Raw genomic sequence first — 15,756 nt, 5'->3', positions numbered from 1 at the left:
GGTCCATGTACGAACAATAAAGAGCTGTCTCCACAGTAGATGTTTCTACTGTGGAGACAGCCCTTTTTCATTTATGCTCTGATGTACTCCGAGAAGTTCTCCTGCAGGTATAGCGAATTGATATCCTCCCGCAGATGGTGATGAATCAACGCATCAATGGACTCGGTTTCCTTTTGCATCATGTATTCAAGGATACGCTGATGCTCATTCCAGATCTCCTCCAGCTTCTCCGTTCTCAGCATGTGCAGTCTGCGGTATCTTTCATAATGCACATTGGACTGCTGAATCAGATTCCACAGGAACTCCCGGCCGGCTAACCTGAACAGGGCAGCGTGGAATGCATCGTCCAGGCGGAGAAACTGCTCTGTGGCCGATTCTTCATGGATGGCGGCTTTCTGCTGCTGCAAAATATCTTTCAGTTCATGTACGCCTTTGAGTACAAGATGAGTGGACAGATATTTGATAATCTCTTTTTCCAGAACGCTTCGCAGGTAAATAATCTGTTCGACCGACTCCAGGTCAATATAAGAGACCAGATTGCCCTTTTTGGGATAGACATCAATGTAGGACTCCCGGCTGAGCTGTTTCAGCACATCGCGTAAAGGTGTTCTTGATATCTGAAATCGTTCGGACAAGGCGGTCTCACTTAGAATGGTACCGGGTTTCAGCGTCAGGGTAAGAATTTCGTTCTTTAGCGAATTCATAATTTCTTCTTTAATTGACATTGTACTCCTGCTCCATTGTCGTTTTTAAGACCTAGTATACATCATTGTAGCGGTTTATTAAAGTAAACGATAATGTTTTCGAAAGAGATATTGACAACTTAATGGCTGTATTTTATGATCAAGGAAATCTTGTATACAAGATACCAGAGGTTAAATCAGAGGAGGTTCTATCAATGAACATGACGTGGAGATGGTATGGTGAAGGCAATGACAACATTACGCTTGACCATATCCGGCAGATTCCGGGGGTTATGGGTATCGTCTGGTCTTTGCACGATAAAGTAGCCGGTGAAGTGTGGGAAATGGAACGGATACAGGAAGTGGCGGATCAAATCACTGCCAAAGGCTTCAGCACTGCTGTGGTGGAGAGCGTCAACGTTCATGATGATATCAAAATCGGCCTGCCGTCCCGTGATAAATATATCGATATTTATATCGACACGATCCGCAAACTGTCCAAAGTGGGCGTAAAAGTCATCTGCTATAATTTCATGCCTGTATTCGACTGGACCCGCACAGAGCTGTACAAGGAATTGCCGGACGGCTCCAATGCCCTCTTTTATGAAAAGGCTGCCATTACCGATAATCCGCGTGAGATGGTGGACCGGATTCTGAAAGGCGCCGGACAATTCACAATGCCGGGCTGGGAGCCGGAGCGGCTGGCGAAGCTGGATGAGCTGTTCGCAGCCTATGCAGATGTGACGGAAGATAAACTGTTCGAGAACCTCAAATACTTCCTGGAACGCATTATTCCGGTATGCGAGGAAGTAGACATCAAGATGGCGATCCATCCCGACGATCCGGCCTGGCCGATCTTTGGCTTGCCGCGCATTATCCGCAACCGGGAAATGATCCGCAGATTCCTGGATTTGGTGGACAGTCCCTACAACGGTCTCACCTTCTGCACAGGATCGCTGGGCACGAATCCGGAGAACGACCTGCCGGCGATGATCCGCGAGTTTCATGACCGTATTCATTTTGCTCATATCCGCAACGTGAAGGTGTTTGAGAACGGCGACTTTATAGAGGTGTCGCACCGCGGGCGTGATGGCAGTGTGGATGTGGCTGAAGTCGTCAAAGCCTATCATGAGAACGGTTATACCGGTTATGTACGTCCGGACCACGGGCGGCATCTTTGGGGCGAAGAGAAGAACTGCCGTCCGGGTTACGGCTTGTATGACAGAGCCCTGGGTATCATGTATCTACTTGGCGTATGGGACAGTCTTGACAATGTCAAGGGGGCGAACTAAATGCTGCGCTTAAGCCGAAGCAATATCTCTGATGAAGCAGCCTGGAAGGCTGCGGGTGTAGAGCTTCCGCGCTTTGACTTTGATCAAGTGGCGAAGAATACACAGGCGAAGCCGGAATGGATTCATTTCGGTGCAGGCAACATCTTCCGCGGATTCGTGGCGAATGCCCACCAGAAGCTGCTGGACAGCGGCAAGGCGGACACCGGGATCATCGCGGCGGAAACGTTCGATTTTGAGATGATCGATAAGGTCTACAAGCCATACGACAATCTGACACTGCTCGTGCTGATGAACGCACGCGGTGATTTCCAGAAAAAGATCGTCAGCAGCATTGTTGAGGGAATTGCAGCCGACAAGAACCGTGAAGCGGATTACCGCCGTCTGACTGAGGTGTTCGAGAATCCCAGCCTGCAGATGGCTAGCTTCACCATTACGGAGAAGGGCTACTCACTGACAGGCCCGAACGGACAGTATCTCGGCATCGTGGAAAAGGATATCGTAGGCGGGCCGGAGCAGCCGGTGCATGCAATGAGCATCGTGGCTTCCCTGGCCTACCGCCGTTACCTGAAGGGCCAATACCCGATGACCTTTGTCAGCATGGACAACTGCTCCCACAATGGCGATAAGCTGAAGAACGGTGTCGTGACCATTGCCAAAGAGTGGGCCGGCAAGGGACTTGTCGAAGAAGGGTTTGTGACCTATCTGGAGGACGAGCGGTTAATCGCCTTCCCGCTGTCTATGATCGACAAAATTACGCCGCGCCCGTCCGAAACGGTCCAAGCGGCGCTGCTGGAACAGGGAATCGGCGATATGGATGTCATCGTCACTTCCAAGAACACCTATACAGCCCCATTCGTAAACGCGGAGATCAGCGAATATCTGGTGATTGAAGACAAGTTCACGAATGGCCGTCCGGCGCTGGAGGAAGCAGGGATTATCTTTACCGACCGCGATACAGTCAACAACGTGGAGACGATGAAGGTAACAACCTGCCTCAATCCGCTGCATACCGCGCTTGCCGTATCCGGCTGTCTGCTTGGCTACACCCTGATCGCCGATGAGATGAAGGATGATACGCTGCGTAAATTCGTGGAAATCATCGGCTACAAAGAGGGATTGCCGGTCGTAGTGGATCCGGGAATTCTCAGTCCAAAGCAGTTCCTGGACGAAGTATTGACAGAACGCTTCGCCAATCCGTTTATTCCCGATACCCCGCAGCGGATCGCGACCGATACCTCACAGAAGGTGGGCATACGGTTTGGAGAAACCATTAAATCGTATATCCGCCGGGAGGATCTTGATCCGGCGCAGCTGACAGCCATCCCGCTGGCGATTGCCGTCTGGTGCCGCTATCTGCTTGGAGTAGATGATGAAGGCAAACCTTTCACATTGAGTCCGGACCCGCTGCTTGAGGCGCTGCAAGGACATTTGCAGGGAATTTCACTCGGAGATAAAGCGGCAAATATGCGGCCAATTCTTAAAGACGAGCAGCTCTTTGGTGTCCGGCTCTATGACATCGGCCTTGGGGAGAAGATTGAGGGTATGTTCCTTGAAATGCTGGCCGGCCCGGGAGCTGTGCGGAGCACATTGGAGAAATACCTGAAATAAGGGTAAAGGAGCATAAGGATGAAGCCTTTTATTCATGAGGATTTTCTGTTGCAGTCAGAGGAGGCCCGGATACTCTATCATGAGTATGCGGAAGCTCTGCCTATTATCGACTATCACTGCCATCTGGACCCGAAAGCCATTGCCGACAATAAACGCTTCAATAATATTGCCGAGGTCTGGCTGGGTGGAGACCACTATAAATGGCGTGCGCTGAGAACATTCGGGATCGAAGAGAGATATATTACCGGCAATGCCTCTGATGAAGAAAAGTTTTCCAAGTGGAGCGAGGTGCTTCCCTATACTGTCGGCAACCCGCTGTACCATTGGTCGGCGCTGGAGCTGAAAGCTTACTTTGGCGTAGAGGAGCAGCTGAGTCAGGACAACTGGCGGAAGATATATGACCATTGCAACACCTTGATTGCCCAGGACGGTTTCACGGCCCGGGGGCTGATTACCCGTTCCAAGGTGAAATGGATCTGCACGACGGATGATCCAGTGGATGATCTGCGGTACCATGAGCAGATTGCCGGAGACAAAGAGTTCAAGACCGGGGTAACGCCGACCTTCCGGCCGGATAAGGCACTGCTGATTGAAGCGGAGTCCTTTCCGGGTTATGTAGCAAACCTAGAGCAGACCGTAGGGTATGCCATCACTTCCTATGAACTGATGGAACGCGCGCTGCTGGAGCGAATTGAATACTTTGACCAGCATGGCTGTATGATCTCTGACCATGGCTTCTCACACCTTCCTTATGCTGAGGCGCCGCCATCTGTACTGGAGGCGATCTTCAGCAAGCGGCTGAGCGGCGAGACCTTGAGCAGACTGGAATGCGATCAGTACGCAACAGCGTTGTTCTTAGCCATGGGCCGCAAATATGCCGCCCACGACTGGGCGATGCAGCTGCATATCGGAGCGATCCGCAATCCGAACACACGCATGTTCCGGGAGCTTGGTCCAGACACGGGCTTCGACATCATTGGTGACGTCAGCTACGCGGACAACTTATACAAGCTGCTCGACAGGCTGGACCGGACCGGCGAGCTTCCCCGGACCATTCTCTACAATTTGAATGCAGTGCAGAATGATGTGCTGGCTGCGATGGCGGGGTCTTTCCAAGGCGAAGGAGTCAAAGGGAAGATTCAATTCGGCTCCGGCTGGTGGTACAACGACCAGAAGGACGGAATGATCAAGCAAATTACTTCCTTATCTAATCTGGGGCTGCTAAGCTGCTTTGTAGGGATGCTGACAGACTCGAGGTCTTTCCTGTCCTATACACGTCATGAGTATTTCCGCCGGATTCTGTGCAACCATATCGGCGGCTGGGTGACCAGTGGGGAGGCCCCGCAGGATCTTGCATTCCTGGGAGGCATCGTTCAGGATATTTGCTACCATAATGCCAACCGCTATTTTGAATTAACCTGATAAAGATAATAATTTTACAGTCGAAGAACTGCAAAAGGCTACTTGTTCCGCTTGAAATAGCACAGAAGAAACAAGCCGGTAATGAGGCCCACACCTGCTATCCCCGCAGCAATCCAGAGGTGTCGGCTGTCTCCAGCTTGTCCGGCTGCTGGTTCAGCACCGGCATTGGCGGCACTTGCAGCCGAAGGACTTTCAGCGGCTGGACTCAGGGCAGGACTGGGTGATGGGGAAAAGCTGATCTCTTTATCCTTCAGAAACTCCAGGTCTACGTAGGCGTCGGAAATCTTTACGGAAGGGGAACATAACGGATTTTCCCACTTGCCGTCCTTTTGCTTCAGGAAAAAAAGATAATCTCTGCCTTCTTCGCTGGGGCCGTTCATCGCACCCCAAGCCATATTTTCGTCAACAAGGAGGGAAGGTTCTGTGATCGCTTTGAAACTACGTACTATAGTCATATGGATCTGGTTGTTGTGGCTGGTTTGCACGACATCCTCCACATGTCCAATGACAACTCCATCGTATGTATCATAGGCCGCTTCCATGGAAAGCAGTTGTACACAAGATAAGGCTGATGTGCTTGGGGCGGGCAGGAACAGAGTGAACAGCAGAACGAGCAAGGCTGCTTTTCTCATAAGGAACACCTCCGGATTACCTACCAAACGTTCCCAGTGGTCAAAAGGTTGCATTTCATATGATGTGCAAATTCCTGCGGATTCAGGGAGACAGCCCTGGCATGTGCCTCTGGTACAAGCAATATATCAAGCTGACAAGGTGCAGAAGCCGTTAATTCCGGTCTCTGCGCCTTTAACTATTTTTGTAGTTGACTTTGCCCTTAGGGGAAGGTGCATAGTGGATACAAATACAAGGAATGGAGGGGACGGCTTGCTGTCGATTGGAGACTTCTCGAAGATATGCGAAGTATCTACAAAAACGCTCCGATATTATGATGAAATGGGATTAATTAAACCTGATGAGATTAATCCGGAAAATGGCTATAGGTATTATTCTATCAGGCAGCTTAAAAAGATGCTCTTTATCAACCGTTTGAAATCCTATCATTTTTCTCTGGAAGAAATCAAAGCTCTTCTGGACTGGGAAGAGGATCAATCCGATGAGAAGCTTCGTTCTGCCCTGGATCGCAAGAAAAGAGAAATACAGGACAAGCTGAAAGCTTTTGAACAAACACTACACCAAATAAGCAACGATATTTTAAATGTAGAGAAGGGCCTGCCGATTATGTCCTATATGGACGATATCGAAGTGCAACATGTTGAAACCCGGCCAATGAATATGCTTTATATGCGTCAGATGATGAGCAGGGATGACTATGCTTTTGGATACGGAAAGTATTTTAGCAGGTTATATGAGAAGATTGCGACTGAAAAACTCACCTCGCTGGGTACACCAATGACAATTTATCACAGCGCTGAATACAATCCGGCCAGCAATGATATCGAGTTTGCCATCCCGGTAAAAGAAACGGTAAACGGAACGCGTAATCTGCCTGGAGGCCTGTGTGCGAAGTCTGTTTTAAAGGGATCATATTCGGAATTGACTTCGGTCTATGCCAAGCTGAGGGAATGGATAGAGAATGAGGGCTATGTAATGGTTAAATCACCCTATGAAATTTATGTAACCGACCCTTATCAAGGCACCGGTCCTGAGGATCACGTTACCGAGATATATTTTCCTGTAAAGAAAATTTAAAAACGTCTTGTAGAGAGGTGTCTATCATGCAAAGAAACTACTGGCCCACTTCAGAATGGCTGCAAGCCCCAGACCCGGCAACCTTGAGGAAGGATGCTGAGAAGCTAACAGCGCTTGATCCAATCATAAAATCAGAGTACAGCAATATAAACGGTATTGTTGTTGTGAGAAATGGATACATGGCTTATGAAAGCTATTATAACGGCTATGGCCCGGAGGATACGCACCATGTAGCCTCTGTAACGAAAAGTGTCATATCTGCTCTCGTTGGCATTGCCATAGATGCAGGATATATTCGCAATGTAGACCAGAAGGTGCTCGATTTTTTCCCCGAATATGCTCAAGGTGCGGCTGATAAGCAGAAACAAGAAGTCAGTATACGCCATCTACTCACGATGACGGCTCCCTATTCATTTGAGGACTGGCAAGAACCGATCGACAAGATGTGCATGCAGCCTGACTGGGTAAAATACACTTTGGATCTGCTCGGCCAACAAGGAAGTATTGGTACTTTTAAGTATTCCACCGCAGGGGCGCATCTGCTTTCCGCCATCCTCACTCGCAGCACAGGGAAAAGTGCCCGTGAGTTTGCCAACGAACGTTTATTTAAACCCATCGGGATGAAAGAAATTCCGGATTATGAAATGAAATCATTCGGCTTTGAGGATCTATTCGGGAAAAATGTGAAGGGATGGGTTACAGATCCGAACGGCAACTCCACAGGAGGATGGGGACTTACACTAAATCCCCGTGATATGGCACGTTTTGGTCTCCTATATCTGAACCGTGGCATTTGGGACGAACATGAGGTTATTTCGGGTGCATGGACCCGCGAATCCACAGCAATGAACCCTAATAAGTACGGCTACCTATGGTGGTTACGCCAAGAAGATGGAATTTCCGCATACTTAGCAATGGGAGACGGCGGCAATGTCATTTGCTGTATTCCAGAAAAAGATCTAGTCGTAGCCATCGCATCAGAATTCATGATGAATCCTCGGGATCGGTGGACACTGATTCATTATTTAATCGGAAAATAAATATCAATCTGAGACTCGGGGTTATCCGCGCCTAGAAACCGTTCAGAATAGCATTCGAAATCATCCCTGGCAGCCAGTTCTACATTGCTTGCAGACAGCCAAGTTCCCCAGATATATTGATAGCTTTGAAACAATGAGTGTACCTTTCCAGTGTGTGTGAATCGTGCGTATTTTCCTCCGGGAAATTTTTTATAACACATTTTATCTGGAGCAAGGCTTGTATCGTTTACTTCTATTCCGATAAACTCATTTGTTTGGCTCTGCTCACTGAACGAATCAAATGTACAGTCCTGTGCAGACTCAAAGATGCCATAACGGCAGGAGTCAGGAAGCGCATGATGGATTTCATGAACCCGAGACTGGAAATATTCCCACTTGCTAACGCTTTGATTGTTTGCAACACTAGTTTGAAATCGTATGCCAACGAGCTGTTTGGGTTCAACATCGACAATTTGCGGCCGCCGCGTAATAGAATTACACCGATGCTGTATTTCAGGTTTAGTGATTTCTCTGTGGCTGCCAAGGATGGTCTCTACACGGTTTTTGCGGTATTGATTCGGTGTCATATGATACTGGGATTTAAAGGCCCGGCTGAAAGCTTCATGTGATTCAAACTGCAAAGAAATCGCAATATCTAAAATCCTTTTATTAGTATACAGCAATTCCTTAGCGGCCTGTGTCAGCCTTCTGGAGCGTATATAACTTCCAGCGGTTTCTCCCATCATTGCTTGAAAAAAACGATGAAAATGATAATACGAATAGGAGGCTGCTTTAGCAACATCAGTAACGGAGATAGCGTTATTTAGATTGCTTTCAATAAAAACCAATGCTTTTTCCAATTGCATCCTATAGTCCATAGCAGCCTCTCTTTCTCAAATTATAAAATATTATAAAAGTTTTTCGGTGTCTGTTCGTAAGGAAGCTGTACAGAAAATTCCATATCCTTCTGTGAAGCGAAAGTAAACAACTGCCAATCATTCTGCTGTGGGGAACCAAAGGTCATTTCCACTTGTCCTGCTGTTACATCAAAAATCATAGAACGCAGTGTGCCGAAAAAGTCTCCGTAGTAGTGGCAGCATAACCCATTTGGATAGGGTGAAGATAGCAATTGTTTTATATCTGTTTTCGTGAATTTTTCCCTTGCGTGGCTAAAGTGGACAATAAGGTCGTTTCTAATCATGGAATTTTCTAGGATCACTTTCTCAAAGGACTTTAGCTCAGTAAGTACTGCGTGATTGGTAGCACTTAAAAAAGATTCTTCTGTTTGGCCATCCAGTAACTTATTCGCTTTGTGTCCATCAATACATTCAAACAAGGCTATTTCACCACTTTTATCGGCAAGCATCAAATTCATGTTGTACCCGATGGGAACCTCCATGCAATAATTAACTGCTTCCTTAACGTTTTGGCAATTTTCCAAAATTCCGCGAATTACAGCCCAGAACTGCAGTCCGCTTACTTCCGCCTTCTGTCCGCCCTCAAAATTACCTACAGGCATTCCGCAGGAGGCTTGGGCAACGGCAAGGCCACATTCATTCATCCCATCGCCGCGACCAAATAGGTTAATCATAGAGCCGAGATGCTTGTATTTACCAGCTGTTTGAGTATAGCTAAAGCAAAGCTCCTCCATCACATCGGAGAACTCATAATTCCTCGCGAGGATAGTATGTCCGTCCCGTGTTTTGGCAGGCATTGCCGCAAACAAGCTGCATCCGCGTTCTAAATAGGTCATAGCATAAAACAATGCTTGACCGCGTTCAATACCAACGGTATCTGCGAATCCTTGTATTTCTTCATTAATACCGCTGCAATATTGATCCAGTAGTACTGTGATTTCCTGTAATTTCTTTTGAGGGTACACATTTAGGGGGAGTAACATAGCTTTGAGCATTTCCGGTTTGGACAACGCCCATTTACCAAGCAATACGCCAATTTGATAACTGTCTCCTTCAAAGGTTTTATAATACGCCGTGGTTTTTTTCAAAATAGTCACCTTACCTTTCCTGTTTTACTTTACAAGAAAGGAAATAATTAATTTTGATATTTTCTGCTGTTTTAGGTTTTTTGCATGATACTGTTTCAGCTTGCTCTTAGCTGTTACAGGAATTTCCGTAAAGTGTTCAGCCGCTTGATTCCTTCCGTGCCGGCCCATCCTCCGGCACTTGCCAGGATTACATTGTGGAAAAGCTTCAACGCTATAGAATAGGTTACAGTCCCGAGGATAATTTCGATGACAAAGAAGCGCAGGATATCGCTGGAGGTTATGATATAGACTTTGAATTCTTGGTTATGGGTCATGGATTAATCACCGTCTCTTCAGGGTTTATGTAACTAAATATGCTTATTTTAGGTTGTCTAATGCCTAAAATCACCTATCAACCGCTAACGTTGTCATGTCCTTGTTCCTTGCTGCAAACTTTTGTTCTGCGGGATAAATGGTATATATTATATTTGAGGAATTATTGAATGTTTTTATTTGAACAAAGGTGAGGAGCAGGGGAATGAACACAGCGGAGTTCCAACAGTACGTAAGAGAATTCAGTGAAGTGAAAGGTTTTGACAGGAGTACCATTGAGCAGCGGATGTTGTACTTGATGACTGAGGTTGGTGAGTTGTCGCAAGAGGTACTGTCTGTATCCTTTCATCCCGATGCCGAGAAGAAAGAGAATCTTGGTTATGAGATGTACGATGTGGTGTGGAACATCTTTGATTTAGCTAACAAACTGGACATTAATCTGGAGGACGCCTTCAATCGCAAGAAGGAAATCAATGACAACAGAAACTGGGAATAATATGGGGAATGTATCTCATTTGCATAGAATGTGATATTGTTAATAGCAGTGTGAAATGTGTGTGGTCTTGGAATTAGCAGGACTAGAAGGGACGAACGGCATTATGTTAAAGACAGAATTTATTGATGTATTGTCGGTCATTTCCATAAAGTTATATGATTCGGCTGCCAAGGTTATGGATACAGCAAGCAAGTTAATCCCCGCAAATACTTTCTGCATCGCGAATCTGGATAGTCTCTCTACAAAGGTGATGAAAGCATACAACCGGGACAAGCTCATCTTGGGAGAGGGCCTGGTAGTAGACAATGAGGAGTCTTACTGCGCGCTGGTGACGGAGCATGCCCAGGGCCCGCTGCTTATTAACAATAATCTTACCCATCCGTTAACCAAAGACATGGATGCGACTCAATTCGTAGGCGGTTGTTCGTTTATCGGAGTTCCGATCCGTAATGAAAAAGGCGAGTTTTACGGTTCGCTTTGCTCTTTTGACCAGGATTTCTATCAGTATCAGGAACGGGATATTGAATTACTGCTTTCTTTGTCAGCCTTTTTCACCGTGCTGCTTGAAATGGAATCAACGCTTATACAGCTAAGAGCGGCTGAAGAAATAGCTGCGCAGGTACTGGAGGACAAGAATAATCTGCTTGCAGTGCTCAGCCACGAAATTCGTACACCGATGAACGGAGTCATTGGCATGGCAAGCTTGCTGGAGTCGACCGAGCTCTCCGAGGAACAGACCATATACGTCGATGTTATCGAGAAGAGCGGCAGTAATCTGCTCGTTATGATGGATCAGATCCTGGATTATTCCAAAATGGAGGCTGGCACAATGACGCTCGACAACAGCCCGTTTATTGTCCGTGATGTCGTGGGCCATGTATTGCAACTATTCTCCACAGAAGCAGAGAAGAAGGGCCTGAAATTGTCGGCCGTTTTCGATAGCGAGGCCAATCCCAAACTGCTGGGAGACAGCAATAAAATCCGTCAGGTTTTGACCAACCTGCTTGGGAATGCACTTAAATTCACGGAAAAGGGTGAGGTGTGCCTGTCCATCCGGAATCAAGCTGCCCCAGATGGCGGGGTCATCGTTACTTTCGAGGTAAGGGATACCGGGATCGGCCTGCCGGCCGAACAAATGAACAGTCTGTTCCATTCCTTCTCGCAAATTCATGATAAAATAACTCCGGGCAAATTTGGCGGTGCGGGATTAGGGCTCTCAATCTGCAAGCAGCTTGCCGAATTGATGAACGGGAGAGTATGGCTTAAGGATTCGTGTGAACAGGGAAGCTGCTTTGTATTCGAACTTCCATGTGCCGTCGCGTAATAACCTGTATATAAACTTAAATTGCAAATAGATGATCTTACTCCTCCGCAGCGCTTGTGCAGCCTCAAGCTCTACGGAGGAGTATTTGTGATGTCCTGTCCGGACCGAGGTTGCTTAATTCTAAATAGCGTTTTAGAATATAAGTAATGACTTATATGTTAGAAAGGAGAAACCTGTATGGATGTTCTAAATGAACTCGTGGATGATTTGAAGCTGCTGGGTGACAAAACACGTCTCTCTATGCTTTCGTTATTGAAAGAACGGGAGTGGTGTGTCTGTGAATTCGTTGAACTATTTGATATTTCACAGCCGGCGATCAGTCAGCACTTGCGCAAACTGAAAAGCAAAGGGCTGGTGAAGGAACAGTAAAGAGGGCAATGGGTTCATTATTCCCTGAATATCAAAGACAAGCCGCATATTCAGGCTATTCTTGAGTATACGCCGGATTCCAAAGAGATTTTGGCAGGACTCAACAAGGTGTCTGGTGCTGTCTGCTGTGACTAAATAGAGATCATACATAAACGGGAGGGTCAGACTTGGTAATACTTGCAATTCTTATATTTTTGCTCACATTGGTTTTTGTTATTTGGCAGCCCAGGAACCTGTCTATCGGCTGGTCGGCCTGCGGAGGTGCGATTCTCGCTTTGCTGGCAGGTGTAGTCAGCTTTAACGATGTTCTCGATGTCACTTTAATAGTGTGGAATGCTACACTGGCGTTTGTTGCGATTATTCTGATTTCCTTAATCCTTGATAAGGTTGGGATCTTTGAATGGGCTGCCCTGCATATGGCGAGAGCTGCACGGGGGAATGGAACCCGGATGTTCATCTATGTGACTCTTCTTGGTGCGGTAGTGGCTGCGTTTTTTGCCAATGACGGAGCGGCGCTTATTCTGACGCCTATTGTCCTGGCCATGGTCCGTGCGCTGAATTTTGATGAGAAAAAGGTCTTTCCCTTCATCATCGCCAGCGGCTTTATTGCGGATACGACCTCATTGCCGCTGGTGGTAAGCAATCTGGTCAATATCGTATCGGCGGACTTCTTCGGGATCAGCTTCATGGACTATGCAGGGCATATGCTGATACCTACACTGTTTTCTTTGGCAGCAAGTACCTTGGTGCTGTACCTCTTCTTCCGTAAAAGCATCCCGCGTAACTTCGACAGCTCAGAGCTTAAACATCCGCAAGAGGCGATCAAAGACCCAAAAATGTTCAAACTATCCTGGCTTGTGCTTGCGATTCTGCTGGTTGGATACTTCGTCAGTGAATTCCTGAACATTCCGGTTTCTGTGGTGGCCGGGATTATTGCGATCTTTTTCCTGCTCATGGCCAGAAGAAGCTCTGCTATTTCAACGATGGAAGTAGTTAAGGGCGCACCCTGGGCGATCGTGTTCTTTTCTGTCGGGATGTATGTTGTTGTGTATGGATTGCGGAATGCCGGGTTAATGGATATACTAGCGGATTTGATTCAGGTTGTTGCGGATCAGGGGGTATTCGCTGCCACAATGGGGATGGGCTTTATAGCGGCAATCATTTCATCGGTGATGAATAACCTGCCCACGGTCATGATTGACGCACTGGCTATCGACGCCACTCATACCTCCGGAATCATTAAGGAAGCTTTGATATATGCCAATGTCATCGGCTCAGATCTAGGGCCGAAGATTACACCGATCGGATCACTGGCCACGCTGCTGTGGTTGCATGTGCTCTCGGCCAAAGGTGTGAAAATCTCCTGGGGCACGTATTTTAAGACCGGAATTATATTGACGATTCCTACATTGTTTATCACTTTAGTGGGCCTCTATTTAAGATTGACTCTATTTTAAACCTAAACTATATTGCATTGCGCCTATGGAGCGACCCATGGCCTGAATTCAAATCGAACAGTACAATCGAGTCTGTAGGCGCTGTTTTATAACATACGAAAAAAAATGCGAGACTGACTGGATAAAATAAGCTTCTGCCCGGAAAAAAATAATACTAATACTCGCGTTTAAAATCTTCATAAATTGCAAATGCATTGGCTAGTATCTCTTTCAGATCTTCGTAATCACGGAATATTGGCCTTCTGACTTTGTCTTTTTCTAGACCATCTAGTTGTTCTTTTAATATCGCCCAACTTCTAATATTTTGTAAAATTCTTCTTTTTTGTTGAAAGTACAGTAGTACCCTAAATGCTGAATAATATTTACTACTATATCAGTTTCATAATTTTCGAAACTTTCGTTAGCATCGAAATGATACTGTTTAGACAAATCCTTATATCTTTCAATGAAATTAATTTTTACTAAAGCATGCTCGGTAGCCTTATCTAACATCGTTACTCCTCTCTGAACCTAATTTGGATACCCTGACCCGAATACTCTCCTGATTCTGAAACATCCCCCGCAGTTATTAAGCAACAAAAACCCATTTGTCGGCTTTATGCTGTTACCACCTATAAACGAGAACCCTGTTTTTTTGGAGGAAATGAACTTTCTGAGGAATAATAATTTTACTCTGTTGGTGGAGAAGTTTGATGATTGCCATATTAATGACATTATTAATCTGCAACGGGCCAATGTTTGTGAATAAGCAGATTGATCTACGTCGGGGGTGGGCGGCATCATGCGGAACGGGTGGAGGATGGATTCATTCGTCACCGGGCAGCCCCGATTATTGATATTCTACCGCACCCAAGAATTTGAAATAATTCGATTGAATAGTTGCTTCAAGAAGTTCCTCTGTATACTTAAAATTATATAGTAAAACTACTGCATTGAAATTATCCGTCAAACCTTCTTGCACTAAGGCAGTAAATCTCAGAACAATCACAATCTCATCATCATAAGAGAATCCTGTAAGTAACTGATTCAGATTATTACTTGCTTCTTCATAGTATTCTGCTTCTCTTACAGCATCATCATATCTACGAATCCCAAAATGTTTAGCAAATATTGATGGAATAAAATCTCCTTCATCCGTATAAGACACAGTAAGCAGCCTATCCAATTCCTCGGAAGATTGAACATTGCCTACCCACAGAGATACGGCTCCTTCTTTTTCCATGTTAGCCTCCTCTAAGGTTTTAATCCATCAGGCAGATCGGTAGGCGAATCAATAATTTCTAACGTACAAGTTCATTGACAGCGGCACTTACTTATTCACTTATTTCGCATTTTTCTAGCACCCATTCCTTTGCTTGTTCTGATTTCAAAAATATAGGGTTCTCCAATGTACCAATATTAATGCTTCTAAAATGAGCTTCTTCTATACCTAAAATATTTTTCAGTGTCACTCCGTTTAATAATGTTTCTTCAAATGTGGCTACACTTATATCTACATTTTCTAGTCTTGCATTACTAAAATCAGTTAAGTAGAAAAATACATTAATCAAATTACAATTCACTAAATATGCATTTCTAAATATTGCTTCCCAACAATCACCTTTACTAAATCTGCTGTTTTTAATGACGCAATTAGAGAAATCTGTATACCCAAGATCTGATTTATAAAAATCGCATTTATCTAAATACGCATTTTTAAAAGTTGATGAGCATAATAATGATGCATGAAAATCGATATTTTCCAAATTAAGATCATCAAAAATACACTCTGTTAAATATGCTTGTTCAACAAATTTATCGGATAAATCAAAACCTCTTAAATCCACTTCATCTAATGTTAACACTTCGCCTTCTTTACCAATGGACTCAACCCACTTTTTATGTAGTTCAAACTTATTTATAATATTTTCTTCCATTTTGCCACTCCTTAAGAGACCAATTCAATTCTTGATTTCTTCCTCCGTTATACTTTCCATCTTTATCGTAAAGGTTATCTTTATCCGGCCTCCAGCTCGACCCAAGTACTCTCCTGATTCTAACGCATCAATCAGTCCTTGTCTCT

General features: G+C 45.5%; 16 protein-coding genes and 1 pseudogene. 9 read left to right on the top strand and 8 right to left on the bottom strand.

The features are described 5' to 3' along the window. Window positions 1-71 precede the first annotated feature (71 nt). A complete protein-coding gene (locus tag ACQ76X_RS03480) occupies window positions 72-725 on the bottom strand; it encodes a GntR family transcriptional regulator (RefSeq protein ID WP_038595176.1) in 654 nt (217 codons plus the stop codon). Window positions 726-898: 173 nt separating this feature from the next. Between ACQ76X_RS03480 and uxuA the strand changes: the two genes are divergently transcribed. Genes uxuA through uxaC form a run of 3 tightly spaced genes read left to right on the top strand, consistent with a single transcriptional unit; the run spans window position 899 to window position 5,005 of the window. After that, complete coding sequence (gene uxuA, locus ACQ76X_RS03475) at window positions 899-1,975, top strand: mannonate dehydratase (protein WP_438491524.1); 1,077 nt, start codon at window positions 899-901, stop codon at window positions 1,973-1,975. Beyond that, a complete protein-coding gene (locus ACQ76X_RS03470; protein ID WP_438491522.1) occupies window positions 1,976-3,583 on the top strand; it encodes a mannitol dehydrogenase family protein in 1,608 nt (535 codons plus the stop codon). Between the two features lie 18 nt (window positions 3,584-3,601). Further along, window positions 3,602-5,005, top strand: coding sequence for a glucuronate isomerase (gene uxaC, locus ACQ76X_RS03465; protein WP_438491520.1), 1,404 nt, complete (start codon window positions 3,602-3,604; stop codon window positions 5,003-5,005). Window positions 5,006-5,043: 38 nt separating this feature from the next. Here uxaC and ACQ76X_RS03460 read toward each other — a convergent pair whose 3' ends face one another. Beyond that, window positions 5,044-5,637, bottom strand: a complete 594-nt coding sequence (locus ACQ76X_RS03460) for a hypothetical protein (protein ID WP_438491518.1) — start codon at window positions 5,635-5,637, stop codon at window positions 5,044-5,046. Between the two features lie 250 nt (window positions 5,638-5,887). Here ACQ76X_RS03460 and ACQ76X_RS03455 point away from each other — a divergent pair, with 250 nt between their 5' ends. Further along, window positions 5,888-6,712, top strand: coding sequence for a MerR family transcriptional regulator (locus ACQ76X_RS03455; protein ID WP_438491612.1), 825 nt, complete (start codon window positions 5,888-5,890; stop codon window positions 6,710-6,712). A gap of 26 nt (window positions 6,713-6,738) precedes the next feature. Further along, entirely contained in the window at window positions 6,739-7,752 is a 1,014-nt protein-coding gene (locus ACQ76X_RS03450; protein WP_438491516.1) for a serine hydrolase domain-containing protein, read from the top strand. On the opposite strand, the gene ACQ76X_RS03445 is transcribed toward ACQ76X_RS03450, so the two are convergent. The 3 genes from ACQ76X_RS03445 to ACQ76X_RS03435 all read right to left on the bottom strand — a co-directional run bounded on the left by ACQ76X_RS03445 (window position 7,734) and on the right by ACQ76X_RS03435 (window position 10,050). Continuing rightward, a complete protein-coding gene (locus ACQ76X_RS03445; protein ID WP_438491514.1) occupies window positions 7,734-8,609 on the bottom strand; it encodes an AraC family transcriptional regulator in 876 nt (291 codons plus the stop codon). The genes ACQ76X_RS03450 and ACQ76X_RS03445 overlap by 19 nt on opposite strands. A gap of 20 nt (window positions 8,610-8,629) precedes the next feature. Continuing rightward, entirely contained in the window at window positions 8,630-9,745 is a 1,116-nt protein-coding gene (locus ACQ76X_RS03440) for a C45 family autoproteolytic acyltransferase/hydolase (RefSeq protein ID WP_438491512.1), read from the bottom strand. A gap of 104 nt (window positions 9,746-9,849) precedes the next feature. Beyond that, window positions 9,850-10,050: a hypothetical protein gene (locus ACQ76X_RS03435; protein ID WP_038595159.1), complete on the bottom strand. Its 201-nt coding sequence runs from the start codon at window positions 10,048-10,050 to the stop codon at window positions 9,850-9,852. Window positions 10,051-10,253: 203 nt separating this feature from the next. On the opposite strand from ACQ76X_RS03435, the gene ACQ76X_RS03430 reads away from it, so the two are divergent. The 4 genes and pseudogenes from ACQ76X_RS03430 (at window position 10,254) to ACQ76X_RS03415 (ending at window position 13,694) form a co-directional block, all read left to right on the top strand. Further along, window positions 10,254-10,544 (top strand): MazG-like family protein, encoded by a 291-nt coding sequence (locus tag ACQ76X_RS03430; protein ID WP_038595156.1) that lies wholly within the window; start codon window positions 10,254-10,256, stop codon window positions 10,542-10,544. Window positions 10,545-10,647: 103 nt separating this feature from the next. Then, window positions 10,648-11,868 carry an ATP-binding protein gene (locus tag ACQ76X_RS03425; protein ID WP_438491510.1) on the top strand — a complete coding sequence of 407 codons (1,221 nt, stop codon included), beginning with the start codon at window positions 10,648-10,650 and terminating at the stop codon, window positions 11,866-11,868. A 177-nt stretch (window positions 11,869-12,045) separates the two neighbouring features. Beyond that, window positions 12,046-12,372: pseudogene (locus tag ACQ76X_RS03420) on the top strand (ArsR/SmtB family transcription factor). A gap of 32 nt (window positions 12,373-12,404) precedes the next feature. Continuing rightward, window positions 12,405-13,694, top strand: a complete 1,290-nt coding sequence (locus ACQ76X_RS03415) for an arsenic transporter (protein WP_438491508.1) — start codon at window positions 12,405-12,407, stop codon at window positions 13,692-13,694. Between the two features lie 279 nt (window positions 13,695-13,973). On the opposite strand, the gene ACQ76X_RS03410 is transcribed toward ACQ76X_RS03415, so the two are convergent. From ACQ76X_RS03410 to ACQ76X_RS03400, 3 genes are all read right to left on the bottom strand, one after another. Further along, window positions 13,974-14,186, bottom strand: coding sequence for a hypothetical protein (locus ACQ76X_RS03410; RefSeq protein WP_438491506.1), 213 nt, complete (start codon window positions 14,184-14,186; stop codon window positions 13,974-13,976). A 337-nt stretch (window positions 14,187-14,523) separates the two neighbouring features. Continuing rightward, on the bottom strand, window positions 14,524-14,916 hold the full coding sequence (locus ACQ76X_RS03405; protein WP_438491504.1) for an immunity 22 family protein: 393 nt from the start codon (window positions 14,914-14,916) through the stop codon (window positions 14,524-14,526). Window positions 14,917-15,007: 91 nt separating this feature from the next. After that, window positions 15,008-15,610: a pentapeptide repeat-containing protein gene (locus ACQ76X_RS03400; RefSeq protein WP_438491502.1), complete on the bottom strand. Its 603-nt coding sequence runs from the start codon at window positions 15,608-15,610 to the stop codon at window positions 15,008-15,010. Between the last annotated feature and the right edge of the window lie 146 nt (window positions 15,611-15,756).

Source organism: Paenibacillus sp. IHBB 3054 (genome assembly GCF_051594305.1).
Lineage (GTDB): Bacteria > Bacillota > Bacilli > Paenibacillales > Paenibacillaceae > Paenibacillus_AQ.
This window is presented reverse-complemented; position numbering and strand designations above follow the sequence as displayed.